The sequence below is a fragment of the Streptomyces sp. NPDC045701 genome (assembly GCF_056432045.1).
The window spans coordinates 64,250-89,093 of record NZ_JBWKJV010000019.1 but is presented as its reverse complement, the minus strand read 5'-3'; the positions used below and the strand labels follow the sequence as shown (position 1 = coordinate 89,093).

Annotated in this window: 22 protein-coding genes; 10 read left to right on the top strand and 12 right to left on the bottom strand. The window is 73.4% G+C overall.

Translation table 11 applies throughout. The features are described 5' to 3' along the window. Positions 1 to 91: 91 nt before the first annotated feature. A complete protein-coding gene (locus AC07DW_RS20705) occupies positions 92 to 514 on the top strand; it encodes an ATP-binding protein (RefSeq protein ID WP_478859118.1) in 423 nt (140 codons plus the stop codon). Here AC07DW_RS20705 and AC07DW_RS20700 read toward each other — a convergent pair. From AC07DW_RS20700 to AC07DW_RS20655, 10 genes are all read right to left on the bottom strand, one after another. Further along, positions 486 to 1,925 (bottom strand): amino acid permease, encoded by a 1,440-nt coding sequence (locus AC07DW_RS20700; RefSeq protein WP_478859117.1) that lies wholly within the window; start codon positions 1,923 to 1,925, stop codon positions 486 to 488. The two genes, AC07DW_RS20705 and AC07DW_RS20700, sit on opposite strands and share 29 nt — an antisense overlap. Before the next feature lie 141 nt (positions 1,926 to 2,066). Beyond that, positions 2,067 to 3,065, bottom strand: a complete 999-nt coding sequence (gene argF, locus AC07DW_RS20695) for an ornithine carbamoyltransferase (RefSeq protein ID WP_478859116.1) — start codon at positions 3,063 to 3,065, stop codon at positions 2,067 to 2,069. Positions 3,066 to 3,172: 107 nt separating this feature from the next. Then, a complete protein-coding gene (locus AC07DW_RS20690; RefSeq protein WP_478859115.1) occupies positions 3,173 to 4,411 on the bottom strand; it encodes an arginine deiminase in 1,239 nt (412 codons plus the stop codon). A gap of 159 nt (positions 4,412 to 4,570) precedes the next feature. Then, positions 4,571 to 7,153, bottom strand: a complete 2,583-nt coding sequence (locus tag AC07DW_RS20685; protein WP_478859114.1) for a polynucleotide kinase-phosphatase — start codon at positions 7,151 to 7,153, stop codon at positions 4,571 to 4,573. Further along, positions 7,150 to 8,616 carry a 3' terminal RNA ribose 2'-O-methyltransferase Hen1 gene (locus AC07DW_RS20680; RefSeq protein ID WP_478859113.1) on the bottom strand — a complete coding sequence of 489 codons (1,467 nt, stop codon included), beginning with the start codon at positions 8,614 to 8,616 and terminating at the stop codon, positions 7,150 to 7,152. Before AC07DW_RS20680 ends, AC07DW_RS20685 begins: the two co-directional genes overlap by 4 nt. A 63-nt stretch (positions 8,617 to 8,679) precedes the next feature. After that, positions 8,680 to 9,603, bottom strand: a complete 924-nt coding sequence (locus tag AC07DW_RS20675; RefSeq protein WP_478859112.1) for an LLM class F420-dependent oxidoreductase — start codon at positions 9,601 to 9,603, stop codon at positions 8,680 to 8,682. A gap of 214 nt (positions 9,604 to 9,817) precedes the next feature. Next, positions 9,818 to 10,288, bottom strand: coding sequence for a DUF6099 family protein (locus AC07DW_RS20670; protein WP_478859111.1), 471 nt, complete (start codon positions 10,286 to 10,288; stop codon positions 9,818 to 9,820). A 125-nt stretch (positions 10,289 to 10,413) separates the two neighbouring features. Then, the gene (locus tag AC07DW_RS20665; protein WP_478859110.1) at positions 10,414 to 10,794 is read right to left on the bottom strand and encodes a nucleotide pyrophosphohydrolase; all 381 of its coding nucleotides are present in this window, start codon (positions 10,792 to 10,794) and stop codon (positions 10,414 to 10,416) included. Then, complete coding sequence (locus AC07DW_RS20660; protein WP_478859109.1) at positions 10,791 to 11,960, bottom strand: AAA family ATPase; 1,170 nt, start codon at positions 11,958 to 11,960, stop codon at positions 10,791 to 10,793. Before AC07DW_RS20660 ends, AC07DW_RS20665 begins: the two co-directional genes overlap by 4 nt. A gap of 74 nt (positions 11,961 to 12,034) precedes the next feature. Beyond that, positions 12,035 to 12,433, bottom strand: a complete 399-nt coding sequence (locus AC07DW_RS20655; protein WP_478859108.1) for a cell division protein SepF — start codon at positions 12,431 to 12,433, stop codon at positions 12,035 to 12,037. A gap of 331 nt (positions 12,434 to 12,764) precedes the next feature. On the opposite strand from AC07DW_RS20655, the gene AC07DW_RS20650 reads away from it, so the two are divergent. The 8 genes from AC07DW_RS20650 (at position 12,765) to AC07DW_RS20615 (ending at position 20,583) form a co-directional block, all read left to right on the top strand. Then, complete coding sequence (locus AC07DW_RS20650) at positions 12,765 to 14,030, top strand: ABC transporter substrate-binding protein (protein ID WP_478859107.1); 1,266 nt, start codon at positions 12,765 to 12,767, stop codon at positions 14,028 to 14,030. After that, complete coding sequence (locus AC07DW_RS20645) at positions 14,027 to 15,106, top strand: carbohydrate ABC transporter permease (RefSeq protein ID WP_478859106.1); 1,080 nt, start codon at positions 14,027 to 14,029, stop codon at positions 15,104 to 15,106. The genes AC07DW_RS20650 and AC07DW_RS20645 overlap by 4 nt, the downstream gene beginning before the upstream one ends. Further along, positions 15,106 to 15,909 carry a carbohydrate ABC transporter permease gene (locus AC07DW_RS20640; RefSeq protein WP_478859105.1) on the top strand — a complete coding sequence of 268 codons (804 nt, stop codon included), beginning with the start codon at positions 15,106 to 15,108 and terminating at the stop codon, positions 15,907 to 15,909. Before AC07DW_RS20645 ends, AC07DW_RS20640 begins: the two co-directional genes overlap by 1 nt. Next, positions 15,906 to 16,613: an amidohydrolase family protein gene (locus AC07DW_RS20635; protein WP_478859104.1), complete on the top strand. Its 708-nt coding sequence runs from the start codon at positions 15,906 to 15,908 to the stop codon at positions 16,611 to 16,613. Before AC07DW_RS20640 ends, AC07DW_RS20635 begins: the two co-directional genes overlap by 4 nt. Next, positions 16,610 to 17,386, top strand: a complete 777-nt coding sequence (locus tag AC07DW_RS20630; protein ID WP_478859103.1) for an amidohydrolase family protein — start codon at positions 16,610 to 16,612, stop codon at positions 17,384 to 17,386. The genes AC07DW_RS20635 and AC07DW_RS20630 overlap by 4 nt, the downstream gene beginning before the upstream one ends. Beyond that, the gene (locus AC07DW_RS20625; RefSeq protein WP_478859102.1) at positions 17,383 to 18,513 is read left to right on the top strand and encodes a DegT/DnrJ/EryC1/StrS family aminotransferase; all 1,131 of its coding nucleotides are present in this window, start codon (positions 17,383 to 17,385) and stop codon (positions 18,511 to 18,513) included. The genes AC07DW_RS20630 and AC07DW_RS20625 overlap by 4 nt, the downstream gene beginning before the upstream one ends. A 91-nt stretch (positions 18,514 to 18,604) precedes the next feature. Continuing rightward, complete coding sequence (locus AC07DW_RS20620) at positions 18,605 to 19,240, top strand: ArsR/SmtB family transcription factor (RefSeq protein ID WP_478859101.1); 636 nt, start codon at positions 18,605 to 18,607, stop codon at positions 19,238 to 19,240. Continuing rightward, complete coding sequence (locus AC07DW_RS20615; RefSeq protein ID WP_478859100.1) at positions 19,237 to 20,583, top strand: MFS transporter; 1,347 nt, start codon at positions 19,237 to 19,239, stop codon at positions 20,581 to 20,583. Before AC07DW_RS20620 ends, AC07DW_RS20615 begins: the two co-directional genes overlap by 4 nt. A gap of 5 nt (positions 20,584 to 20,588) precedes the next feature. On the opposite strand, the gene AC07DW_RS20610 is transcribed toward AC07DW_RS20615, so the two are convergent. Continuing rightward, positions 20,589 to 21,557 (bottom strand): LLM class flavin-dependent oxidoreductase, encoded by a 969-nt coding sequence (locus AC07DW_RS20610; protein WP_478859099.1) that lies wholly within the window; start codon positions 21,555 to 21,557, stop codon positions 20,589 to 20,591. Between the two features lie 96 nt (positions 21,558 to 21,653). Between AC07DW_RS20610 and AC07DW_RS20605 the strand changes: the two genes are divergently transcribed. Then, positions 21,654 to 22,625: a dihydrodipicolinate synthase family protein gene (locus AC07DW_RS20605; RefSeq protein ID WP_478859098.1), complete on the top strand. Its 972-nt coding sequence runs from the start codon at positions 21,654 to 21,656 to the stop codon at positions 22,623 to 22,625. Positions 22,626 to 22,763: 138 nt separating this feature from the next. Here AC07DW_RS20605 and AC07DW_RS20600 read toward each other — a convergent pair whose 3' ends face one another. Further along, positions 22,764 to 24,842, bottom strand: coding sequence for a YncE family protein (locus AC07DW_RS20600; protein ID WP_478859097.1), 2,079 nt, complete (start codon positions 24,840 to 24,842; stop codon positions 22,764 to 22,766). Between the last annotated feature and the right edge of the window lie 2 nt (positions 24,843 to 24,844).

Here is a 24,844-nt window from a genome sequence, read left to right as displayed (position 1 = left end):
GCCCGCCCGGCGCCGCTCCCGCCCACCCCGTCCGCCCCGCCCGCCTTCCCTGCTCCCGAACGGAACCGGCTTCACCGAACGGATCCCCGCCTTGCCCGAAGCATCCGGCCCCTCCTCCTGGCGCATCGCGCTGCCGCACACCACGGCCGCGGTGCCGCTGGCCCGCGCCCTGATACGGACGGCACTGGTGGACCTGGACGCCTCGGCGTACCGGGACACGGCCGAGCTGCTGACGGCCGAGCTGGTGGCGAACGCGGTGGAGCACACGGCCGGCAAGGGCCCCATCGAGCTGGTGGTCCGCCTGCTGCCGAGCGGCTGCCGGGTCGAGGTCCACGACCGGGACCCCGAGCCGCCCGGCGACCTGGTGCCGGAGCACGACACCCCGCCCGACCCCTGGCAGGAGCACGGGCGGGGCCTGCTGCTGATCCGCACGCTCAGCGCGACGTGCGGTCACCGGCGGACCGACCGGGGCAAGGCGGTCTGGTTCACGCTCCCGGAGCTGCCGGCCCCGTAGCCGCACCGGCGCCGGCCAGCCGCGACTTGCGCCGCCCGTACAGCGCGTACACCAGGGCGCCCACGACCAGGAAGACGGCGAACTGCACCCACGTCGTCCAGCCGGTCCCCCAGATCAGGTAGAGGCACATGGCGACGCCCAGGACCGGGCTCAGCGGGTAGAGCGGCACCCGGAAGCCGCTGTCCGTGTCCGGGTAGCGGCGGCGCAGCGCGATGACCGCGATGTTGACCACGACCATGATGGCGAGCGTGCCGATGGTGGTCAGGTTCAGCACCACGTCGAGCGGGACGACGGCCGCCGGGACGGCGAAGACGACGGCGACGATCCAGGTGTTGGCGACGGGAGTGGCCGTCCTCGGCGAGACCTTCTCGAAGACGTGCGGGACCAGCCCGTCCCGGGACATCGACATCAGGATGCGGGTCTGGCCGTACATCACCGCCAGGACGACGGACGCGATGGCGACCACGGCCCCGAAGGCGATGATGCCGCCGCCCACCGCCGACTCGGTCACCCGGTCGACGATCAGCGACAGCGCGGCCGGCTGGTCGGCGACCTCGTCGGCGGAGAGCGCGCCGATGGCGGCGACCGCGACGAGGCAGTAGAGCACGGTGACGATCCCGATGCAGATCATGATCGCCAGGGGCACGTTCTTACGGGGGTTCTTGACCTCCTCGCCGGCCGTGGTGATCGCGTCGAAGCCGATGTACGAGAAGAAGGCCACCGAGGCGCCCGAGGTGACGCCCGCGACGCCGTGCGTGACGAAGGGCGTGAGGTTGTCGCTCTGGTGGGCGCGGAAGGCGATCGCGCAGAAGAGGACCAGGATGGCGATCTTCACCACGGCCATGACGGCGGTGGCGCGGGCGCTCTCCCGGACGCCACGCACCAGGAGGACCGCGGCGAGACCGATCACGACCACGGCCGGGATGTTCACGACTCCGCCGTCGCCGGGCGGGCTGGACAGCGCGTCGGGCAGCCGCCATCCGACGAGGCTGTCGAGGAGCTCGTTGAGGTACTGGCCCCAGCCCACGGCGACGGCGGAGACGGAGACCCCGTACTCCAGCAGCAGGCACCAGCCGACGAGGAACGCGACGCGCTCGCCGAGGGTGGCGTACGCGAACGAGTAGGAGCTGCCGGACACCGGGATCGCGCTGCCCAGCTCGGCGAAGGAGAAGGCGGTGAAGACACAGGTGATCGCGGCGAGGAGGAAGGAGACGACGACCGCCGGGCCGGCCTCGGCCACACTGTCGGACAGCCCGACGAAGATCCCGGTGCCGACGATGGCGCCGACGCCGAAGCACACGAGCTGGAAGAGGCCCATGGTGCGCTTGAGGCCGTGCCCCTCGAGGTCCGCGCCGGAGTCGGCGATCAGCTGGGCGGGACTCTTGATACGCGGCGGTCCGCTGGGACGCATGGGGTGGTTCTCTTCTCTGGGCCGAGAGGGCGGGCACAAACGAAGCGGGGTCCGAGCGTGCGAGCCCGAACCCCACCATGTGCAGCGATTTTAGCCGCAACACCGCATATTTCCCCCATCAGGCGCCTCGCCGTCCGGGCGTCATCCCAGGGTGGCCACCAGGACGGCCTTGATGGTGTGCATCCGGTTCTCGGCCTCGTCGAAGACGACCGAGTGCTCCGACTCGAAGACCTCGTCGGTGACCTCCAGCTCGGTCAGGCCGTGGCGTTCGTGGATCTCCCTGCCGACGGCGGTGCCCAGGTCGTGGAAGGCGGGCAGGCAGTGCAGGAACCGCACGCGCGGGTTGCCGGTCGCACGCAGCACGTCCATGGTCACGGCGTACGGGGCGAGGGCGGAGATGCGCTCGTCCCACACCTCCGCCGGCTCCCCCATGGAGACCCAGACGTCGGTGGCGACGAAGTCGGCCCCCCGGACGCCCTCGGCGATGTCCTCGGTGAGCGTGACCCGGGCGCCACTGGCCGCGGCGAGCTCGCGGGCGCGGGCGACGACGTGGTCGGCGGGCCAGTACGCCCTGGGCGCCACGATCCGGACGTCCATCCCGAGCAGCGCCCCGGTGATCAGGTAGGAGTTGCCCATGTTGTAGCGGCCGTCGCCGAGGTAGGCGAACGCGACGGCTTCCAGCGGCTTGTCGGTGTGCTCGGTCATCGTGAGCACGTCGGCGAGCATCTGGGTGGGGTGCCAGTCGTCGGTGAGACCGTTGTAGACCGGAACGCCGGCGTGGGCGGCGAGCTCCTCCACGGTGGCCTGGGCGTCCCCCCGGAACTCGATGGCGTCGAACATCCGGCCGAGGACCCGGGCGGTGTCCTTGGCGGACTCCTTCTTGCCGATGTGGGTCCCGGCGGCGTCGAGGTAGGTGGTGGAGGCCCCCTGGTCGGCCGCGGCCACTTCGAACGCGCAGCGGGTACGGGTCGACGACTTCTCGAAGATGAGCGCGATGTTCCGGCCGCGCAGCCGCCGCACCTCGGAGCCCGCCCTCTTGGCGGCCTTGAGTTCGGCGGCCAGATCGATCAGGCCGCGGAACTCCTCGGCGGTGAAGTCCAGCTCCTTGAGGAAGTGGCGGCCGGTGAGGTCGGTGGCCATGGGGGCGCTCCTGGGATTCCGAATACGGGGACTCATGGAACTCTATACGAGCGCCCACATTTATATACAGGCGGGGCCACTCCGAAGAGCCGTCCCCGATCACGGTTCTAACCCGGGTCGGCGTCGCGCACCACCGGGCAGCTCATGCAGCGCGGGCCGCCCCGCCCACGGCCCAGCTCGCTGCCCGGGATCTCGATCACCTCGATGCCCTCGCGGCGCAGGTGGGTGTTGGTGGTGACGTTGCGCTCGTACGCGACGACGACGCCCGGCTCCACGGCCAGGACGTTGCACCCGTCGTCCCACTGCTCGCGTTCCGCCGCGTGGACGTCCTGGGTCGCGGTCAGCACCCGGATCGCGGGCAGGCCGAGGGCCGCGGCGATGGCGCTGTGCATGTGCTGGGGCGGGTGGTCGGTCACCTTGAGCGCGCGGTGGCCGTCGCCCGGCTCGATGGTGTACGAGCGGAGCATGCCGAGCCCGGCGTACTGGGTGAACGTGTCGTGGGCGACCATCGTCATGACCGTGTCCAGGTGCATGAAAGCCCGGCTCTTCGGCATGTCCAGCGCCACGATGGTGTGGGCGGAGCCGGCGGCGAACAGCCCGCGGGCCAGCATCTCCACCGCCTGGGGCGTGGTGCGCTCGCTCATCCCGATCAGCACCGCGCCGTTGCCGATGACCAGGACGTCTCCGCCCTCGATGGTGGACGGGTAGTCGTCCTGCCCCTCCGACCAGTGGTGGAAGGTGCCCGCCTCGGGACCGGTGAAGAGCGGGTGGTGCTTGTAGATGGCCTCGAAGTGGACGGTCTCGCGCTGCCGGGCGGGCCACCGCATGGCGTTGATGGACACGCCGTCGTAGATCCAGGCCGACGTGTCGCGGGTGAAGAGGTGGTTCGGCAGCGGCGGCAGCAGGAAGTCGTCCAGGTCCATCACGTGGAAGCGCACGGACGTCGGCTCGGAGTGACCGGCCAGGAAGTCACGCTTGGTCATCCCCCCGATCAGGGCCTCGACGAGCGAGGCGGTGTCCATGCCGTCGAAGACGGCCCTTATGTGGTCGGTGGCGAGCGGCCCGTACTCCTTCTCGTCGAAGACCCGGTCCAGGACGAGCTTCCTGGCCGCCGGAGTCTCCAGCGCCTCGCGCAGCAGGTCGCCGACGAGGTGCACCTCCACGCCCCGGTCCCGCAGTACGTCGGCGAACCCGTCGTGCTCCTGCCGCGCCCGCCGCACCCACAGCACGTCGTCGAAGAGCAGCGCGTCCTTGTTGGTGGGCGTCAACCGCTTCAGCTCCAGATCGGGCCGGTGCAGGATGACGCGGCGGAGCCGCCCGGTCTCGGAATCGACATGGAATCCCATGCCTCCATCCTCACCGCGCGAGCCCCACTTCACCCACGAACGGTCGGACATCCCGCACGCCCCGCCCCCGCCCCCGCCCCGGCGACCGCGGGCGCCGGGGCGACCGGGCACGGGCCGCGCGTCACCCGCCGCTGGCGAGCCGCGCCGGTGTCCCGGGCGTCACAGCCGGGGGTCGACCGGCTCCGACTCCAGCGCCAGCACGGCGAACACCGCCTCGTGGACGCGCCACAGGGGTTCGCCGTCCGCGAGGCGGGCGAGGGCCTCCAGCCCGAGGGCGTACTCGCGCAGGGCGAGCGACCGCTTGTGGCCGAGGTGACGCTCGCGCAGCCGGGCCAGGTTCTCCGGGCGGGTGTACTCCGGACCGTAGATGATCCGCAGGTACTCACGGCCCCGCACCTTGACGCCCGGCTGGACCAGGCGGCCCTTCCCGTCGCGCACCAGGGCCCGGAGCGGTTTGACGACCATGCCCTCACCGCCGGCGCCCGTCAGGTCCAGCCACCAGTCGGTACCGGCGCGGACCGACGCGTCGTCGCCCGTGTCGACGACCAGCCGGCGCGTGACCTGGAGCAGCCCGGTCGGGTCGTGCTCCACCAGCCGGTCCAGCCAGGCCAGTTGCTCGTCGTGCGGGACGTCCGCGAGCGACCGGCCCTGCCCGGCGAGGATCTGGAACGGCGCGAACCGCACGCCGTCCAGCCCCTCCGTGTCCCAGCAGTAGCGCCGGTACGCCTCGGTGAACGCCGCCGCGTCCGCCGCCCGCTCGCGCTGCCTGCCCAGCAGCCCGGCCACGTCGACACCCCGGCCCGCCGCCGCCTCCAGCGCCGCGACCGCGCCCGGGAACACCGCGCCCGACGCCGCGCCGACCGCCGCGTACTGGGTGCGCAGCAGACCGGACGCCTTGAGCGACCACGGCATCAGCTCGCCGTCCAGCAGCAGCCAGTCGGTGTCCAGCTCATCCCACAGCCCGGCGGCGCCGACGGCCGCGCGCAGCCGGTCGAGGACCCGCTCGGTCAGGGCCGCGTCGTCGAAGAACGGCCGCCCGGTACGGGTGTGCAGCGCGCCCGTCGGGCCCTGCGCGCCGAACCGGACCCGCGCCGCCTCCGCGTCCCGGCACACCAGCGCCACCGCCCGCGAACCCATGTGCTTCTCCTCGCACACGACCCGCTCGACACCGTCGGAGCGGTACTGCGCGAACGCCTCCGCCGGGTGCTCCAGGAAGTGTCCGTCAGCGGCTCCGCCGCGGGCCTCCCCCCTGGAGGTCGCCGTCGGGGCCATCGTCGGCGGCAGGTACGCCAGCAGCCGTGGGTCCACCGCGAAGCGGCTCATCACCTCCAGCGCGGCGGCCGCGTTCTCCTCGCGCACGCCGATGTTGCCCGCGTACCGGGTCTCCACGATCCGCCGCCCGTGCACGTCCGCCAGGTCCAGCGGCCGGCCCTGGTGCCCGCCGGGCGCCTCGACGGCGAGCGGCTTGACCGGCTCGTACCAGACCCTCTCGGCCGGTACGTCGACGAGCTCCCGCTCCGGCCAGCGCAGCGCGGTCATCCGCCCGCCGAACACCGCCCCGGTGTCCAGGCAGATGGTGTTGTTGACCCAGGACGTACTGGGCACCGGTGTGTGGCCGTACACCACCGCGGCCCGGCCCCGGTAGTCCTCCGCCCACGGGTAGCGCACCGGCAGCCCGAACTCGTCGGTCTCGCCGGTCGTGTCGCCGTACAGCGCGTGCGACCGCACCCGGCCCGATGTGCGCCCGTGGTACTTCTCCGGCAGCCCGGCGTGGCAGACGACGAGCCTGCCCTCGTCCAGGACGTAGTGGCTGACGAGCCCGTCGATGAACTCGCGCACCCGCTCGCGGAACTCCTCGCTCTCGCCCTCCAGCTGGGCGATCGTCTCGGCGAGCCCGTGCGTCCGCTGCACCTGACGGCCCTTGAGCCAGCGCCCGAGCTTGTTCTCGTGGTTGCCGGGCACGCACAGCGCGTTGCCGGACGCGACCATGCCCATGACGCGGCGCAACACGCCGGGGCTGTCCGGGCCCCGGTCGACGAGGTCGCCGACGAAGACCGCGGTACGCCCCTCGGGGTGCGCGCCGTCCTCGTACCCGAGCTTGGTGAGCAGGGTCTCCAGCTCCGCGCTGCACCCGTGGATGTCACCGATGATGTCGAAGGGGCCGGTGAGGTGACGCAGGTCGTTGAACCGCTTCTCCAGGACCACCTCGGCGGACTCCACCTCCGCCACGCTTCTCAGCACGTGCACCTTGCGGAAGCCCTCGCGTTCCAGGCCGCGCAGCGAACGCCGCAGCTCGCGCCGGTGGCGCTGGATGACGTGGCGGGGCAGGTGCGCGCGTTCGGGCCGGGCGGCGTTGCGCTCGGCGCACACCTCCTCGGGCAGGTCGAGGACGATGGCGATGGGCAGGACGTCGTGCTCGCGGGCCAGCCGCACCAGTTGCCTGCGGCTCTCCTGCTGCACGCTGGTCGCGTCCACGACGGTGAGCCGGCCGGCGGCGAGCCGCTTGCCGGCGATGTGGTGCAGGACGTCGAAGGCGTCCCCGCTCGCGCTCTGGTCGTTCTCGTCGTCGGCGACGAGCCCGCGGCAGAAGTCGGAGGAGATGACCTCGGTGGGCTTGAAGTGCTTGCGCGCGAAGGTCGACTTCCCGGATCCGGTGGCGCCGATGAGGACGACGAGGGACAGGTCGGTGACCGGCAGCCTGCGGGGGGTGTGCGCGGACGTCGTGGTCGTGGTGTCGGTCATGCGGCCTTCTCCTCCTTCGGGCCGCTCGTCAGGGTGAAGACGGCCATCTGCGTGGGCGGTCCGACCTCCGGGTCGTCCGGGCCGACGGGTACGAACTCCACTCCGTACCCGTGCCGCTCCCCCACCTGCCCCGCCCAGCCGCGGAACTCCTCGCGCGTCCACTCGAACCGGTGGTCGCCGTGGCGGGCGTGCCCGGCGGGCAGGGTCTCCCAGCGGACGTTGTACTCGACGTTGGGCGTCGTCACGATCACGGTCGCCGGCCGCGCGGAGCCGAACACCGCGTACTCCAGGGCCGGCAGGCGCGGCAGGTCGAGGTGCTCGACGACCTCGCTGAGCACGGCCGCGTCGTAGCCCCTGAGCCGCTTGTCGGTGTACGTGAGCGAGCCCTGGATCAGCTTGACCCGGGCGGCCTGCCGCTCCCCCATGCGTTCCAGCCGCAGCCGGCGCGCGGCGACGGTCAGCGCCCGTACGGACACGTCGACACCCACGATGTCGGTGAACCGGACGTCCCCCAGCAGCGCCTGCACCAGCTGACCCTGGCCGCAGCCCAGGTCGAGCACCTTGGTCGCCCCCGCCGCGCGCAGCGCCCCGAGGATCGCCCGGCGCCGCTGCTCGGCGAGCGGCACCGGCTTCTCCTCCGTGTCGGTGCTCTCGTCGACCGCGTTGTCGACGTCCTCGACGTCGAGGTCGTCGGCCTCGGCGAGCCGGACCAGCTCCAGGCGCTCCATCGCCTCGCGGGTCAGGCCCCAGCGGCGGGAGAGGTAGCGGCTGGTGATCAGCTTGTGCTCGGGGTGGTCGGCCAGCCAGCCCTCACCGGCCCGCAGCAGCTTGTCGACCTCGTCGGGCGCCACCCAGTAGTGCTTGGCGTCGTCCAGGACGGGCAGCAGGACGTACAGGTGCCGCAGGGCGTCGGAGAGCCGCAGCTCCCCCTCCAGCACCAGGCGTACGTAGCGTGAGTCGCCCCACCGCGGGAACCGCTCGTCCAGCGCGACCGGCTCCGCGTCGACGGACGTCCAGCCCAGCGGGCCGAAGAGCGCCCGCACCAGATCGGCACCGCCCCGCGCGGGCAGCGCCGGGATCTCGATCCGCAGCGGCAGCGGCTCGGCCGCCCGCTCGGGCTGCGCGGCGCACACGCCGCGCAGCGCGCTCTTGAAGACCGTGCTCATCGCGACGGACAGCAGCGACGAAGCGGCGTACGGCCGGTCGTTGACGTACTGGGCGAGCGCCGAGTCGGGTGCGCCGCCCCGGCCCTTGCCCCGGCCGCGCCGGACCAGCGCGACGGGGTCCACCTCGAGCAGCAGCGCGGCCGTGCAGCGCTCGGCGGACGCCTCCGGGTAGAAGACGTGCGCCGTGCCGTGCGAGGTGGAGAACGCCTGCGCCTTGCCGGGATGCTTGTGCAGCAGGAAACCGAGGTCGGTGGCGGGACGCCGTGGGTTACCGGTCGTGCTGATCGTCAGGAACACACGTCCGAGTATCGCCTGGTGCCCACCGCCCGACCAGCGGTTTTCCACGCCGGGCCGTGGGCCTCAGCTCAACTGGGACATGACCTGGGCGGAGATCAGCTCCAGATGATCGAGGTCGTCCAGGTCCAGGACCTGGAGGTAGATCCGCGAGGACCCGAGCGCCCCGTACCTGCCGATCTTGTCGACGACCTCGTCGGGCGAGCCGGCGAGACCGTTCGCCTTGAGCTCCTCGACCTCCCGTCCGATGGCCGCCGCGCGACGGGCCACCTCGGCGTCGTCCTTGCCCACGCAGACCACCAGGGCGTTGGAGTACACGAGGTCGTCCGCCTTGCGCCCGGCCTCCTCGGCGGCGGCCCGGACCCGGCCGAACTGCCGCTCGCTGTCCTCCAGTGAGGCGAACGGGATGTTGAACTCGTCCGCGTACCGCGCGGCCAGCCGCGGCGTGCGCTTCGCCCCGTGCCCGCCGATCAGGACGGGCACCTTGGCCTGGGCGGGCTTGGGCAGCGCGGGCGAGTCGGTGAGCTGGTAGTACGTCCCGTCGTACGAGAAGGTCCTCCCGGTCTCGGTGGCCCACAGGCCCGTGACGATCGCCAGTTGCTCTTCCAGGCGGGCGAACTTCTCCTTGGGGAAGGGGATGCCGTACGCCTTGTGCTCCTCCTCGAACCAGCCCGCGCCGAGACCGAGTTCGACCCGGCCGCCGGACATACGGTCGACCTGGGCGACCTGGATGGCCAGCACGCCGGGCAGCCGGAACGTCCCGGCGGTCATCAGCGTGCCGAGCCGGATCCGCTTGGTCTCCCGGGCCAGCCCGGCCAGGGTGATCCAGGCGTCCGTCGGTCCGGGCAGTCCGTCGGCGGACCCCATCCGGAGGTAGTGGTCCGAGCGGAAGAAGGCGTCGAAGCCGAGGTCCTCGGTGGCCCTGGCGACGGTCAGCAGGGTGTCGTAGTCGGCCCCTTGCTGGGGCTCGGTGAAGATTCGAAGATCCATACCCCCATCCTGCACCGTCCGGCGAACGCCGGCCCCTCCCTGCCCGGCCGGGTGAACCTGCCGGGAGCCGGCGCCCGGGGCCGCGCCGCCGGTGACCCCCGGCCCGGACGCGTCGTCGGCTCGGGCGGTGCCGGACCACCCGGCCCGCGCGCCGGCGACGGATACCGTCGCGCCGCCCTCTCCTGTCGCCCGCGCATCGCGGCCGCCCTCGCCGTCAGAACGAGCCCGCCGGGGAGTCGGCCGGGTCGGGGGGTCTGGCGTGCTCCCGGACGACGAGGCGGCGGAGCATCACGCGCACCCGGTCACCCGCCTCGTCCGCGGCGTCGATCGCTTCGACGCACTGCCAGTACAGCCCCTCCTCGTCGGTGGCGCAGGCGACGCCGACGAGGGCGATGCCCACCTCGCCCAGCAGCGCGCGCAGGCCCAGTAAGGTGCCGCGCACGTTCCCGACCCCCGTGAGCCGCAGCGCCCTCGCCGGGTGGGACGGGCCGGTTCCACCCCGGCTGCCCGTCTCACCGAGCTCCCGCGCCTCGCCCCTCAGCTCGGGAGGCCCGGTCAGCGCCAGATGGTTCCCGATCGCCTGCGCGAGCATCTGCGCCTGCCATGCCTCCCCCACGATGTCCAGCGCCACCCGGCTGTCCGCCAGGGCGCGCCGACCGGTCGCGATGAGCCGCTCCGCTTCCATGCACGCCGCCCCCGTTCGTACGACTGTCCGCCCATATACTCACTACCCAGAGTGAAGGTGAACCGACCCAAAAGCCAGGGGAATTCGGAAATCTGTGGACAGGAAGCTCAGTGTGAATAAGTGGATCACTCCGTAGAGTGACGATCGGCCTCCTTCGACGCCCTGGCGGCCCTCCCCGGCGGCCGTCCGACGGGGAATCGCACCTCGTTCCGGTCGATCTTCGCGGACAGGGCCGCCAGCGGGTCGACGCCGAGCGCACCGCAGAACTGGAGCAGGTAGGCCAGGACGTCGGCCACCTCGTCCGCCACCCGGTGCGCCGTTTCCGGGTCGTCCATCACCCGGTCCGCTTCCTCTGGCGTCAGCCACTGGAAGATCTCCAGCAGTTCCGCCGCCTCCACGCTCAGCGCCGCGGCCAGGTTCTTCGGCGTGTGGTACGGCTGCCACTCCCGCGAGGCCGCGAACTCGGCGAGCCTGCGCTGCAATCCCTGCACATCCGGTTCCGTCACGGGTTCAGGTCTACCACCGTCACTCCGGCGCGCCCGCGCGCGGCCCTCGCGCCCGCCTCGCCGACCGTGCCCACCAGCCGGATGTGTCCGTCGGCGCAGATCTGGGCGGCCAGGCCCGCCAGTTCCCGGACCTGCCGGCGGTCCAGGCCCCGGTCGAACCCGTCGGCGAGCACGGTGAGCGTCTGCATGGCGGGCGGCACCTCGGCGGCCGGGTCCATGGCCAGCACGCCCGGACCGGTGAGCAGTACCAGCGCGAGGGCCAGGTAGCGCAGTTCGCCCTCGCCGAGCCGCCCGACGGGCATGTTCCCGCCGTCGGTGCCGCGGCCCAGCACCGCCCGGACCGTCCCGTCGGCCAGCTCCTCGACGTCCAGGTCCCGCACCGGACCGGCGCAGCCCGCCCGGGCGACGGCCGCCAGCCGGGCGTGCCGGCGCGGGCAGCCGGTGCGGGTGCGGTGGAGGACCTCGGCGAGGTTGTCGCAGCCGCGCCGCAGCCGCCCCTCGCCCACCGGCACGGGGCCCCGCATCCGCTGCGGCTGAGGGTCGCAGGGGAACACCGACCGGAGGGCCACGACGACCTGCTCGGCGGCGGCCAGGACGTGACGCTGCCCCTCGGTCTTGCCCGCCACCCGCAGCGGCAGCAGCGCCGTACCGAGCCGGTCCCCGGGGAGCGGGGCGCGGGTGACCGGCACCGAACCGGCGGTGTGCCACTCGGCCTGGACGGTGCCCCGGCCCGGGTCGCGCAGCGCCGTGGTGAGCAGCGTCCGCCCGTCGCCACCCGTCAGCCGTTCGCCGACGACCCGCAGTTCCGGCTCGGCCTGGACGGCCAGGTCGAGGCGCACCGGCCCGGCCGGGCCGTCCACCGTGCAGCCGATCCGGAAGCCTCGCCGCCCCTCCGCGTCGGCCTCGGCCCGTGCGGGAACACAGGCGACGGGATCGGGGAAGGCGCTGCCGAGCGTGGCGCCCGCGCCGAGGAGGGCGAGGGCTTCGTACGCCTGTAACGCGCTCGACTTGCCGGCGCCGCTCGCCCCGGCGAAGAGCGTCACCGGCGCGAGCCGGAAGGCGGCGCCGCGGTGTGCCTTGAAGGCGGACAACCGCAGTTCCGTGACGACGGGACGGGTGGGTGATGCGGAGGGCGCCGAGGAGGGCGCGGGGCGGGTTGCGTGCATGCTCGGACCGTACGAGGACGGGTCATGCTGAACCGTTCCGCCCGAACAGCCTTCCTACGAATGAGGGAAACCGCCTAGGAATGCGGAACCGCCGCCGCGGCGGCGCCCTCGACCTCCGTACCGGCCGGGGCCAGCAGGAAGACGTTCCGGTCGACGCGGTGCATCCCGCTGCCGAGCCCGAAGACGACACCGCTGCTGAAGTCCAGGATCCGCTTGGCGACGTCCGCGTCGGCCGCGGTCAGGTCCAGCAGCACCGGGATCTGCGCGATCAGGTACTCGGCGACCTCCCGCGCGTCGGCGAACACCTGCACCCGGAGGACGATCATGCGGCGCTGCTCGACGGCCTCGTAGTCCTGCGGGATCGTGCTGTGGTCGACCCGGGACGGCCACTCGTTGCGCCCCCTCAGCGGAACGACCTGCGCCAGGCCCTCCCACTGTTCGTCGGTGACGTCGTACCTCTCGTACCTACTCATACGCCTATCCTCGCCTCCCTCACCCGTTCGGCCCAACTGCGACACGACGCCACCCGTACCGGCCCTCCGGCCCGCGGCCGGAGCACGCGGCCGGAGCACGCGGTGGCGCGATCGCCGCCGACGGATCTGACACCTCGTCCTGTCGTGTGCCCCGCATGCGCCGTGACGTGTCGTCCGAACGAGTGGGGGGACGGCACCAGGACCGTCACGGTGGCTCGCCGGGTGGCCACGGACGGCACGGCCGCGCAGCATTGACAGTGCAAAACAGCCCAGCTACTTTCGGCCCAGGCCGAAACTGTCCAGGTTTTGACAGGCCTTCCGGAGGCCCAGCATGAAGACAGGGTTCAAGCGCGCCACCGTTCCTCTCGCACTCCTCACCCTCACCGCGCTCACCGCGGCCGGCTGCGACGGCGGCGACAGCGGCTCGGCGGCGAACAAGGTCACCGTCTGGATGTACCCGGTGATCATGGATCCGAAGGCCAATACCGCGTACTGGGACAGCGTGGAGAAGGGCTTCGAGGCGGTCCACAAGGATCTCGACCTCACCGTCGAGCAGCTGCCCTGGGAGAACCGGGACCAGAAGCTGGCCACCGCCTTCGGCAGCGGCAAGGGCCCCGACGTGGTGCTGCTCGGCCCGGACCAGATCCCCCAGTTCCAGGCGAACGGCGCGGTGCAGCCCGTCGACCGGGCCATCGAGAAGTCACGGGACGCCTTCCGCCCCGCCGCCCTGGAAGCCATGACGCAGGACGGCAAGGTCTACGCGGCCCCGATCTACCACACCGTCACCAGCACGCTCTACAACAAGAAGCTGCTGGACAAGGCGGGGATAAAGGAGCCCCCCGCCACCTGGGACGCCCTGCGGGCCGCCGCGCCGAAGCTGAAGCAGGCCGGCGTCGCCACCCTCGACTACTCGGCGAGCAACGAGGCGTCGCTCAACATGAGCTTCTACCCACTGCTGTGGCAGGCGGGCGGCCGGGTGTTCGACGAGAGCGGCGAGAAGACCGCGTTCTCCAGCCCCGAAGGCGTCGAGGCGCTCACCTTCCTCGTCGACCTCTACAAGAGCGGCTCCGTGCCCCGGTCGGCGCTGACGAACGCCAACCTGTTCACCGACCACGCGCTGGGCAAGGAGCAGGTGGCGATGGGGTACACCAACACGCCCTCCGACGCCGCCCTCGCCGAGCAGACCTGGGGCAAGGGCAACGCGATCGTCGGCCCCGCCCTCACCGGACCCAGGAAGCAGGTCTGCTTCGGCATGCCGGGCGGCCTGGGCATCAACGCCCGGACGAAGAACCTGGCGGGAGCGGAGAAGTTCATCGCCTACATGACCGAGCCCGCGCAGATCGCCTCCATGGGCAAGGCGGGCGGGTTCTTCTCGCCGCGCACGGACGTCTCCGTCCCCCACGAGAGTGCCTTCGCCAAGGAGTACGAAGCGGCCCTGGCCCACACCTTCCCCGGCGAGCCGCACCCCGCCGCGCGCCAGCTGATGGCGCTCATCACGCCCGAGATCCAGGCCGCGCTCACCGGCAAGAAGACACCCGAGCAGGCGCTGGAGGCAGCGGCCAAGGAGGGCGACGACCTGCTGGCGCGGCAGCGTTGAGCAAGGTCGAGCCGCGCGAGGCGACCCCCGACGAGCCGGAGCCGCAACCGGGCTCCACCGCGAGGCGCGGTGTGGCCGCGCGCCCCGCGCCGCCGGGCGGCCCGCCCCCGGTGGCGGCACCGAAGAGCCTCCCGGGCCCCGTGCCGGGCCCCGTGGTCGCCCCGCCGGGTGCGCCGCCCCGGGGGGCGCGCGGGCGTGGGGGGCGCGGCGCCGTACGGCGGCGCGAGGCGCTGGTCGGGCTGGCGTTCGTGGCGCCGATGCTCGTGCTGTTCCTGGTGTTCCGGTTCGGTCCCACGCTCGGGGCCGCGTTCCTGTCGCTCACCGACTACCGCCTCAGCGGTGAGTGGACCTTCATCGGGGCGGCCAACTACACCCGGCTCCTCGACGACCACCTCTTCTGGGAGAGCCTCGGCGTCACCGCCGTCTACACCGCCCTGTACGTGCCGATGACCGTGCTGCTCGCCCTCGGCACGGCGGTGCTGCTGCACCGCACGCTGTGGCTGCGCGGCTTCTTCCGGGGCCTGTTCTTCCTGCCGTACGTCACGAGCGTCGTGCTGGCCGCGGTCATCTGGAAGTGGATCTACGAGGTGGAGGACGGGCTGCTCAACGCGGCGCTCGGCGTCCTCGGTGCCGGCCCCGTCGACTTCCTGGGCGACGAGTCCCTCGTGCTGCCCTCCATCGCCGCCGCCACCGCCTGGAAGGGCTTCGGCTATTCGATGCTGATCCTTCTCGCCGGGCTCCAGTCCATTCCGCGCGAGGTGGCCGAGGCCGCCACCATCGACGGCGCGAGCGCCTGGCAGCGCTTCCGCTGGGTGACCCTGCCCCTGCTGCGACCCGTGCTCTTCTTCGTCCTCGTCATCGAGGCCATCCAGGCCTTCCAGGTCTTCGACGCGATGTACGTCATGACCGCCGGCGGCCCCGTGCGGGCCAGCTACTCCCTGGTGTACTTCCTCTACGACTCGGGCTTCAAGTTCTTCGACTTCGGCTACGCGAGCGCGGTCGGCCTGGTCCTGTTCCTCGTCGTCCTCGTCTTCTCACTGATCCAGCGGCGGCTCATCGGAAGGGAGGAGGACTGATGGCGCGGCTGAGGCTGCCGGTCCTGCTGGTCCTGGTCGCGTTCGTGACCGTCACCCCCTTCGTCGTCATGGTGCTGGTGGCGTTCGCGCCGCCCGGCGGCCGGACCCTGCCGGGCGCGTTCGACGTCACCCGCGCGACCCTGCGGAACTTCACCGACGTGCTGCGCAGCGCCGACATCGCGCGCTGGGCGCTCAACTCGCTGGTCTACTCGCTGGTGTCGGTGCTGCTGATCCTGCTGTTCGCGTCGATGGCCGGGTACGCCTTCGCGAAGAAGCGCTTCCCGGGGCGCGAGGTGCTGTTCTGGTCGTTCCTGGCAACCCTGATGGTGCCGTTCCAGGCGACCCTCATCCCGTACTACATCCTCGTCTCCGAGATGGGCGGCGTGGACACGTACTGGGGCCTGATCGTGCCGACCCTGGCCAACTCGCAGGCCGTCTTCCTGATGCGGCAGTTCATCGTGCAGCTGCCCGACGAGCTGTTCGAGGCGGCGAAGATCGATGGGGCGTCGGAGTGGCGGGTGTTCACGACCGTCGTGCTGCCGCTGATCCGGCCGGTCCTCGCCACCCTCGGCGTGTTCGTCTTCCTCTGGCACTGGAACGACTTCCTGTGGCCGCTCGTCATCGGCCAGTCCGAGGCCATGCGTACGCTCACGGTCGGACTCGCCACCCTGGAGGGCGAGAACGTGACGATCAACCAGATCATGGCCGGCGCCACCATCACCGTCATCCCCTGCCTGCTCGTCTTCGGCCTGCTCCAGAGGTACCTGACCGACTCCGTCGCCACCAGCGGCATGAAGTCATGACCGCGGTCGTCGACATCAACCGCACCCTCGGTCCCCTCCCCCACGACGACGTCCCCAGCCGCGACGAGGCCGGCCTCGTCGCCGAGCTGGACCGGTTGCGCATCGACGCCGCCTGCGTCAGCCACTCGTACGCCCTCCACGGCGACCCGCGCGACGGCAACGCCGAGCTGACGCACGTCGCCGACCCGCGGCTGTGGCCCGTGCCGGTCCTCGTTCCCGGGCCGCTCGGCACCGGCCCGTGGGCGGGCGACGCGCCGCTCGTGCGGCTGTGCCCCGGCCGGCACGGCTGGGCCGTGACCGGGCCGCACGCCCGGAGGCTGCTCGCCGAACTGGCCGCCAGGGGCACGACCGCGCTCCTCCCGTGGGACGAGGTGACGACCGGGGAGGTGCACCGGCTGGCCGCCACCGCGCCCGCCCCGCGGATCGTGCTGACCGGCACCGGGTACCGCGCGCTGCGGCGGCTCGCCGAGCTGCTGGAGGCCCACCCGGCGCTGTACGTTGACACCTCGACGCTCTGCGGCCACCGCCAGGTGGAGTGGGTCGCCGAGCGGTACGGCGCGCACCGGGTGCTGTTCGGGACGGGCGCCCCGGTCACGGACGACGCCGGTCCGCGGTACCTGCTGGACACCCTGGACCTGCCGGCGGACGACACGGCGCTCATCGCGGGCGGCAACGCGCTGGAGCTCATGGGCGGCGGGCCGTGAGCACGGCCGGGCGCACGGCCATGGACGTCATCGACGCGCACGGGCACATCGGGCGGTGGGGGGCGTTCGCCGTCACCGACGGTTCGGCGCGGAGCCTGGTCGACATGATGGACCGCTGCGGCGTGGCCACCGCGTGCGTGTCGCACCTGCTGGCGGTGGGCCCCGACGCCCGCGCCGGGAACGCCCTGCTGGTCGAGGCCCTCCGGGCGCACCCCGGCCGGCTGCTGGGCTGGGCCGTGTACCAGCCGCACGACCCGCAGGGCCCCGCACGGCTGCGGGACCTGCTGGAGGTGCCCGGGGTGATCGGGGTGAAGCTCCACCCGGAGGTGCACGAAACGGCGCTCGACGACCGCGCGTACACCGCCGCCTTCGAGGCGGCCGCCGAGCGGAGGCGGCTCGTCCTGGCGCACAGCCAGCACGGCGGCGCCTGGTCGGACGCCCGCCACTTCGCGGCCGTCTCCCCCCGCCACCCGGGCGTCCCCCTGCTGATGGGCCACGCGGGGCTGTTCCCGCAGGGGCTGCGCGCCGCCGTGGACGCCGCGGCGCGCTGCCCCGGCCTGGTGCTGGAGACCTCCGGCTCCCGGATGACGGCACGGCACCTCACCCGGATGGTCGCGGGCGTGGGGGCGGACCGGGTGGCGTTCGGGTCGGACGCCGTCTTCCTGGACCTGCGCGCCGGGCTCGGCCGGGTGCTGCTCGCGGACCTGTCGGAGGAGGACCGGGAGCAGGTCCTGCACGGCACCATGGACGAGCTGCTCAAGGGCATCGCGTGAACGGGCCGCCCCGGTGGCCCGCCTGGCCGCCGCCCGCGACCGGTGAGCAGCGCCGGGCGTTGCTGCGGGTGCTGGACAGCGGACGCTGGGGGGCCACGTCCGGCACCGCGACCGAGGAGTTCGCCGCCGCCTTCGCCCGGCGTGTCGGGGCGGCGCACGGCGTGTGCACGGTCAACGGCACGGTGGCGCTGTTCCTGGCGCTGCGGGCGCTCGGCGTCGGCCCCGGTGACGAGGTGGTCGTCCCGGCGTACACGTTCGTGGCCACCGCGACGGCCGTGGTGCTGGCCGGCGCCGCCCCGGTGGCCGCCGACGTCACCGAGGACACCCTCCACCTCGACCCCGAGGCCGTACGCGCGGTCGCCGGGCCGCGTACGAAGGCGGTCGTGGCGGTGCACCTCGCGGGGGCGCCGGCGGACACGGACGCGCTGCGGGCGCTGGGGCTGCCGGTGGTGGAGGACGCGGCACAGGCGCACGGAGCGGCGCGCGACGGCCGTCCGGCGGGGTCGCTCGGGGACGTGGCGTGCTTCAGCTTCCAGTCGAGCAAGGCGATGACCGCCGGGGAGGGCGGCATCGTGGTGACCGGCGACCGGGCCCTGTACGAGCGGGTGTGGTCGTTGCACAACGTGGGGCGGAGCCCGGAGGGCGGCTGGTACGACCATCCCGAGCTGGGCTGGAACTTGCGGATGACCGAGTTCCAGGCGGCGGTGCTGCACCCGCAGCTGGCCCTCCTCGACGGCTGGACCGACCGTCGTGCGCGGGGTGCGGCCGTGCTCGCCGAGGCCCTGGACGCCGTACCGGGGCTGGACCTGGTCCCGGCGCCGGTCCGGACGTCGCGGCACACCTGGCACCTGGCCATGCTGCGGTACGACGCGAGGTCCTTCGGCGGCCGCCCCAAGGAGGCGTTCCTGGCAGCGATGGCCGCCGAAGGGGTGCCGCTGGACGCCGGGTACCGGTCCTTGAGCCGGCTGCCGTACGTGGTGACGCGCGCGCCGTGCCCGGTCGCGGAGGCCGCGGAGGCCGGCGTGGTCTGGGTGCGGCAGCCGATGCTGATGGCGGACGGGGCGGCGATCGCGTACATCGCCCGTGCGGCGCTCGCGGTCCGCCGGCGTCCCGGCCGGCCCGCCTAGCCCCCCGCAGCCCGGGACCCTCCCGCGTTCGCCGAGGAAGTTCTGCAAAAAACTGTTGGCGGAGCGGAAGCGCCGCTCTACTCTCGCCCGCATGACCGACGAAGCCCTCCCGGGCCCGGCCGGCCGCCGTGCCCTCGATCCCCGGAAGGACACGGCCGCCTTCAAGGCTCTGACCCACCCTCTGCGCATCCGCCTGCTGGGGCTGCTGCGGCAGGACGGCCCGGCCACCGCCAGCGAGCTGGCCGCGCGGACGGGCGAGTCGTCCGCCTCGACCAGTTACCACCTGCGCGTCCTGGCCAAGTACGACTTCATCGCCGAGGCGGAGCACCGCGACGGCCGCGAGCGGCGCTGGAGGGCGGTGCACGAGGTCACGACCTGGAGCAACTCCGCCATGGCGGGCTCGGACGACACGGGACGGGCCTTCCTCGCGGCGGTCCACCGCGCCCAGGCGGACCACTTCGAGCGGTCCCTCGCGCTCCACCAGCGCAACCTGGACGCCGGGCGGGTCGCACCGGAGTGGCTGGAGCCGGCCGGCGTGACGGACCTCCTGGTCCGGCTGACGCCCGAGTCCCTCGCCGAGCTGTTCGAGGTGGTCGAGCGCACCATCGGTGAACTGGCCGCCCGTGACGGAGACGATCCGCGAGCCGAGCAGGTCGTCCTCTTCCTCGCCGGTCTCCCCCTCGGCGCGCCTCCGCCGCAGCCCGACCCGGCGGGTGACGGGGCGTGAGGCGGCTCCTCGATCCGACCGCCGCTCGCCGTCGCTTCGCCACCGTCACCTTCCTCTTCTGGCTGCCGGTGGGGCTCTACCTGCCCTCACAGGTACTGCTGCTGACGGAGCGCGGCCTGGGCCTCACCGCCGTCGCCGGGCTGTACGCCGTCTACTCGGTGACCGTTTCCGTCATGGAGCTGCCCACCGGCGGCCTGTCCGACGTCGTCGGCCGCCGCGCCGTGCTGGCCGCCGCCGGACTGCTGAACGTCTGCGCCCTCACCCTGCTGGTGCTCGGCACCACCCTGTGGACCCTGACCGCCGCCATGCTCCTGATGGGCGGGGGCCGCGCCCTGGCCAGCGGGCCCGCCGAGGCGTGGTACGTCGACACGGTCCAGGCGCACTCAGGCGCCGGTGCCGAGCTGCGCGGCGGCCTGGCCCGCGGCGGTACCGCCTGCGCCGTGGCGCTGGCCGCCGGAACGCTCGCCGGCGGCGCTCTGCCGTTCCTGCTCGGCCCCGGCACCGGCACCGGCCCGGGCGGCCGGCTCGCCCGCGCCACCGACGGGCTCGTCCTGCCGCTCTCGGTGCCCGGGCTGCTCGGTGCCGCCGTCTGCGCCGGGTACGTCGTCTACGTGCTGACCGCCCTGCCGGAGCCGCCTCGCCCGCCCGCGACCCTGCGGACGGTGCTGGGCGGCGTACCGGCGACGATCGCGGGCGGACTTCGGCTGGGCGTACGGGAGTCACTGGTCCGCCGGGTGCTGCTGACGGCGGCGGCGGCCGGTGCCGCGCTCGCCACCGTCGAACTCCTCGCTCCGGTACGGGCGGCCCGGTTCACCGGTACGCCGGAGTCCGGAGCCGTGCTGTTCGCCGCGCTGGCCTGTGGGGGTTTTCTGTGCACGGCGGCCGGGAGCCACGGCGCGCCGTTCGTCGCCCGGCTGACCGGCGGCAGCGCGCACGCCGCCCTGGCGAGCCTCGCGGTGAGCGGGGCCGGTCTGCTGCTGCTCGGTGCTACGGCCGCTTTCGGCGGCACGGTTCCGGCGGTCCTCGCCGCGGCCGGTTACGCACTGGTGTACCTGGGCATGGGTGCCGCCGGCCCGAACGAGAACGACCTGCTGCACCGCGCGGTGGGCAGCGCGACCCGCGCCACCGCGCTGTCCGCGCAGTCCCTCGCCCTCCAGTTGGCCGGGGCGGCGGCCGGCCTGGTCGCCGGGTCCCTGCCGATCGGTCCGCTGCCGTGGCTCGTGGCGGCCCTCGCCCTCCTGGCGGGCGCGGCCCTGTGGGCCGTACGGGTGGAGCCCGTGACCGCGCCGCCGGCCGGGGCCGGGCACGCGCCTCCCACGGGCGAGGCCCTGCCGGGGCGCTGAGGCCACTACGACGTGAACGCGCCGAACGCCTCGATGGCGCGGAGCGCGTCCGCCTGCGGCATGCCGGGCGGCTGGACGCGCAGGACGATCCCGTCGGCGCCCATCTCCGCGTAGCGGCCGATCCGTTCGGCGCATTCGGCGGCCGAGCCGATGACCGACCGGGCGGCGATGTCCTCCCACGGCTGGGCGTAGCGGGCGGCGTCGGCGGAGGTGCGCTTCCAGTCGCCGTACGCGTCGTACAGCCCGCGCAGCGGGCCCTCCAGGGCGGAGCGGGCCTGGGCGGTGGTGGGCGCGGCGTACCCCTCGCGGCAGACGATGACCTCGGCTCCCAGGGAGCGCGGGCCGCGGGGGAAGGCCCGGTAGGCGGCGATCTTCTTCGGCAGTTCCTCGTCGGTCTCGTTGAAGGAGGTCGTCCAGCCGTCGCAGGTCCAGGCGGTGCGCTCCAGGGCGGCGGGTACACGGCCCCCGTTCCAGATGCGGGGCCGGGGGCGCTGCGCGGGCCGGGGCGAGAGGAAGGCGTCCTCGACCGCGTACCGGCGGCCCTGGTGGGTGACCTTCTCCTCGGTCCACAGCCGGGTGACGAGCTCCAGGCACTCCTCGAAGCGCGACACGCGCTCCTGCGGCCGGGTGCCGTACAGGGCGAACTCCTCGGGGCGGTAGCCCAGGACGAACCCGGCGGTGAGGCGGCCTCCCGACAGGACGTCGATGTGGGCGAGCGTCTCGGCCAGCATCACCGGGTGGTGGACGGGTGCGATGAGGCCGGCGGTGGCGAGCCCGATCCGGTCGGTGTGGGCGGCGAGGTAGGCCAATGAGGTGAGCGCCTCGTGGTAACCGGGCCGGTGGAGGTGGCGTTCGCCGAGGACCGCCCAGGCGAAGCCCGCCTGTTCGGCGAGGCGCACCTGCTCGACGGCGTCGGCGAGACGCGGCCGGTCGGCCCGGTCGGCGTAGAGGTTGACGTACAGACCGAGTCGCATCAGAGCGCCGTCCCTTTCGTCGGTGGCCCTTCCTTTACGGTCCGGACCGTAAAGGCTAGCGTGTCGAGGACGGCCGCGACAGACGGGAGCGCACCCATGTCGGCTTGCGAGGACCTGGTACGGCGGTTGCGCGGGACCGTCGTTCCGGCGGTGGCGACCCCGATGGACGCGGCCGGCGTGGTGGACGCCGGGGCGCTGCGGGGGTACGCGGAGCGGATCGCGGCGGAGCCGGTCGGCGGGGTGGCGGTGTGGGCCCACACGGGGCGCGGGCTGTACCTGTCGGAGCGGGACCGGCGCCGGGTCCTCGCGGTGTGGCGGGCGGCCGTGGACGCGCCGGTGGTGGCGGGCGTCGGGGTGCCGCGCGCGGCCGGGGCGGTGGGCCTCGCGGACGCGGTGGACGCGACGGTGGCGATGGCGGTGGCGGCCGCGGAGGGCGGCGCGGACGCGGTGATGGTCTATCCGCTGGCGCAGCTGGACGGGGACGACGACGCCGCGGTGGAGCTGCACGAGCGGGTGGCGGCGGTGAGCGGGCTGCCGGTGCTCGGGTTCTTCCTGCACGGGGAGGCGGGGGGGTATCCGTACCCGTCCCGGCTGGTGGAGCGGCTGCTGGCGCTGCCGTCCGCGGTGGGGATCAAGCTGGCGACGCTGGACCGGGCGATGGCCTGTCAGGACGCGATCGGCGCCGCCCGGCCGAGCGGCCGCCTGGTCGTCACCGGCGAGGACCGGATGTTCGGGCCGTCGCTGATGTGGGGGGCGGACACGGCGCTGGTGGGGATCGCGGCGGCCCGGGTGCCGTTGACGAGCGCGGTGCTCGCGTGCTGGCGGGCGGGTGACCACGAGGGGTTCGTGCGGGCGTCGGCGCGGCTGGACCGGTTCGCGGCGGTCACGTTCCTCGCGCCCATCGAGGGCTATGTGCAGCGGATGCTGTGGGCGGCGGTGTGGGAGGGCCTGATCCCGGAGGGGGCCGCGCACGACCCGTACGGCCCGCGCCTGCCGGAGGGCGAGCGGCGGGCGGTCGAGGACTGCCTGGAGGCGCTCGCCGAGGAGCCGGTCCCGGACCGCGCCTGAGCCGCCGGTGAACGGGCGTGTCCCCGGCGGATTCCCGGGGCCGCCCCGGGGTGTCCCCCGCGCGTCCCCGGCGTCTTCCCCGGGCCGCCGGTGAGCGGCGGGTGCCCCCGGCTCGTGGCCGGGGGCACCGTGGGGCCGTCAGTTGGCGAGGAGGCCCTTCAGGACCGCCTCGTACTGCGCGGTGAGCTCCGACGGGGTTCCCGACGGGCACAGCGGGTCGAGCCGGAGCCGGGCGAGGGCGCGGGTGGCGACGCCCCAGGCGTGCCACGTGGCCCGTTCCCACGCCAGTTGCGGCGGGTTGTACCAGCCGTCGCCCAGGCCGCCGAGGACGAGTTCGGCCTCGGCGTCGCCGGACTGCAGCGGCCCTAGCCGGTAGACGGAGCCGCCGAAGACGGAGGCGTACACCTGGCCGAAGTGGACGCTGATCTCGCCGTAGCTGGGGAGCTTGCCGGTCCTGAGGATGGTCCGGGACTCGATGTCCATGGCGAACCAGTTGCCCGACTGGCGCTTGTAGAGGCCGTACAGGATGCCGTTGTGGACCTCGATGTGCTGGAAGCTGGCGTTGCCCTCGACGGGGGTGACCTCCCACAGCACGGTGCGGCGGCGCAGGTCGTAGGCGACGACGGTGGCGTTGGGCCGGGTCGGGGTGACGCTGCCGCCGCCCCAGGTGTCGCCGGCGAGGTAGGCGGTGCGGTGGCCGATGCGGTCGTCGACCGCGACGGACATCACGCTCTGGTCGGTGATGACGTCCTTGTGGACGGTGAGCCGGCCGCGTGAGCGCTCCACCAGGGTGAGGGCGCCCTTGAGGCCGCCGGCCGGGGGCGCGCTCGCCACCAGCAGGAGGTCCTGTTCGGGTACGTACGCCATGTCGGTGGGGCGTTGCTGGTCGCTCTCGATGAAGCCCATGGAGCGGACTTTGCCCCGGCGGGGGTCGATCTCCAGGAACTCGGTGCTCGGGTACATCGCCGCGTACACCTTGCCGCCGACCACGCGCAGTTGCTTGGGCTCGCCGGGGATGCGGATGCGCTTGGAGGTGCCGTGCGCGGGCCGGTGGGTCGTCAGGGAGTAGTGCCCGCCGACGTGGACGGTGCCGCCGGACTCGTACGCGATGGACTGGACGGGGTCGGGGCCGGACAGGCCGATGTCGATCAGCTCGACGATCTCCGACTTCCCGGTGGCCAGGTCCAGCCACCACAGCCGGCCGCTGCCCACCGCGCCCAGCATCCTGCCGTCCGGGAGGGGGACGAGGGCGCGGTGTTCGTCGCCGGTGGCGGGGGCGGCGACCTTGACGAGGGTGTCGCCGGCGCGCCGGTAGACGGTGCCGGTGGGGCGGCCGACGCAGTACAGGGTGCCGTCGGCGGTGACCGCCATGGCGTCGGCGATGCGCTCGGGGGCGGGGATGGGGATGACGTGGGCGTCGCTGCCGTCGGGGGCGAGGTCGACGATGGACCGGCCGAAGGAGCCGAGAACCCGGCCGCCGCGCGCGAGGAGCGCGGAAGCGCCGCCGTACGGGGTCGGGGTGATGTTCCGTCTGACGCCGGTGGCCCGGTCGTAGGCGACGATGAACCCGCGCGGCAGGGTGCCGGCGTAGACGTACGTGTCGTCGGCGGCGATGGCCCGGACGTACTGTTCGCCGGCCATGGCGGCGCCGAGGTTGCGGAGCGTGCCGGTCCCGGGCTTGTACTCCCAGACCTCGCCGCGCGGGCTGGTGCCGGCGTACACCGTGCCGTCGGGGGCGGTGGTGAGGCACCAGACGAAGCCGCCGGCCGGGCCCACTGTGCCGATGCGGGTGACGGTGCCGGTGGTGGGGTCGATGCGGTGGATGTCGGGGAAGGGGTAGGTGCCGATGTACACCTGGCCGCCGGAGACGGTGGCCGCCCAGCCGCCGTCGCCGCGGTCGAGCCGGAAGGTTCTGGTCAGCTTTCTCGTCGTCAGGTCGATCTCGCCGACGAGGGTGGGGTTCTGGCCCCGGGCGACGACGTAGGCGTGGTCGCCGAGGACGGTGGTGCCCACGATCGCCGCCGTCAGGGACGCGACGCCGTACGTGGTGACCGGGGCGCCGGAGCAGCGGTGACCGGCCGTGCCCGTGCCGTCCGCCGGTGCGGTGTCGGCCGTTGGTGTCGTGGCGGCGTGTGCCGCGCTGGGGGTGATGGTCTGTCCCGCCACTGCCGCCAGGGTGACCCCGGCTCCGGCGTTGAGCAGTCGCCTGCGTTCCATGC

Excerpts from the sequence above, each read along its gene's own strand:
- AC07DW_RS20700 (WP_478859117.1), bottom strand. The coding sequence starts at position 1,925 with ATGCGTCCCAGCGGACCGCCGCGTATCAAGAGTCCCGCCCAGCTGATC.
- argF (WP_478859116.1), bottom strand. The coding sequence starts at position 3,065 with ATGGCCACCGACCTCACCGGCCGCCACTTCCTCAAGGAGCTGGACTTC.
- AC07DW_RS20690 (WP_478859115.1), bottom strand. The coding sequence starts at position 4,411 with ATGGGATTCCATGTCGATTCCGAGACCGGGCGGCTCCGCCGCGTCATC.
- AC07DW_RS20685 (WP_478859114.1), bottom strand. The coding sequence starts at position 7,153 with ATGACCGACACCACGACCACGACGTCCGCGCACACCCCCCGCAGGCTG.
- AC07DW_RS20675 (WP_478859112.1), bottom strand. The coding sequence starts at position 9,603 with ATGGATCTTCGAATCTTCACCGAGCCCCAGCAAGGGGCCGACTACGAC.
- AC07DW_RS20670 (WP_478859111.1), bottom strand. The coding sequence starts at position 10,288 with ATGGAAGCGGAGCGGCTCATCGCGACCGGTCGGCGCGCCCTGGCGGAC.
- AC07DW_RS20660 (WP_478859109.1), bottom strand. The coding sequence starts at position 11,960 with ATGCACGCAACCCGCCCCGCGCCCTCCTCGGCGCCCTCCGCATCACCC.
- AC07DW_RS20655 (WP_478859108.1), bottom strand. The coding sequence starts at position 12,433 with ATGAGTAGGTACGAGAGGTACGACGTCACCGACGAACAGTGGGAGGGC.
- AC07DW_RS20650 (WP_478859107.1), top strand. The coding sequence starts at position 12,765 with ATGAAGACAGGGTTCAAGCGCGCCACCGTTCCTCTCGCACTCCTCACC.
- AC07DW_RS20640 (WP_478859105.1), top strand. The coding sequence starts at position 15,106 with ATGGCGCGGCTGAGGCTGCCGGTCCTGCTGGTCCTGGTCGCGTTCGTG.
- AC07DW_RS20635 (WP_478859104.1), top strand. The coding sequence starts at position 15,906 with ATGACCGCGGTCGTCGACATCAACCGCACCCTCGGTCCCCTCCCCCAC.
- AC07DW_RS20620 (WP_478859101.1), top strand. The coding sequence starts at position 18,605 with ATGACCGACGAAGCCCTCCCGGGCCCGGCCGGCCGCCGTGCCCTCGAT.
- AC07DW_RS20610 (WP_478859099.1), bottom strand. The coding sequence starts at position 21,557 with ATGCGACTCGGTCTGTACGTCAACCTCTACGCCGACCGGGCCGACCGG.
- AC07DW_RS20605 (WP_478859098.1), top strand. The coding sequence starts at position 21,654 with ATGTCGGCTTGCGAGGACCTGGTACGGCGGTTGCGCGGGACCGTCGTT.
- AC07DW_RS20600 (WP_478859097.1), bottom strand. The coding sequence starts at position 24,842 with ATGGAACGCAGGCGACTGCTCAACGCCGGAGCCGGGGTCACCCTGGCG.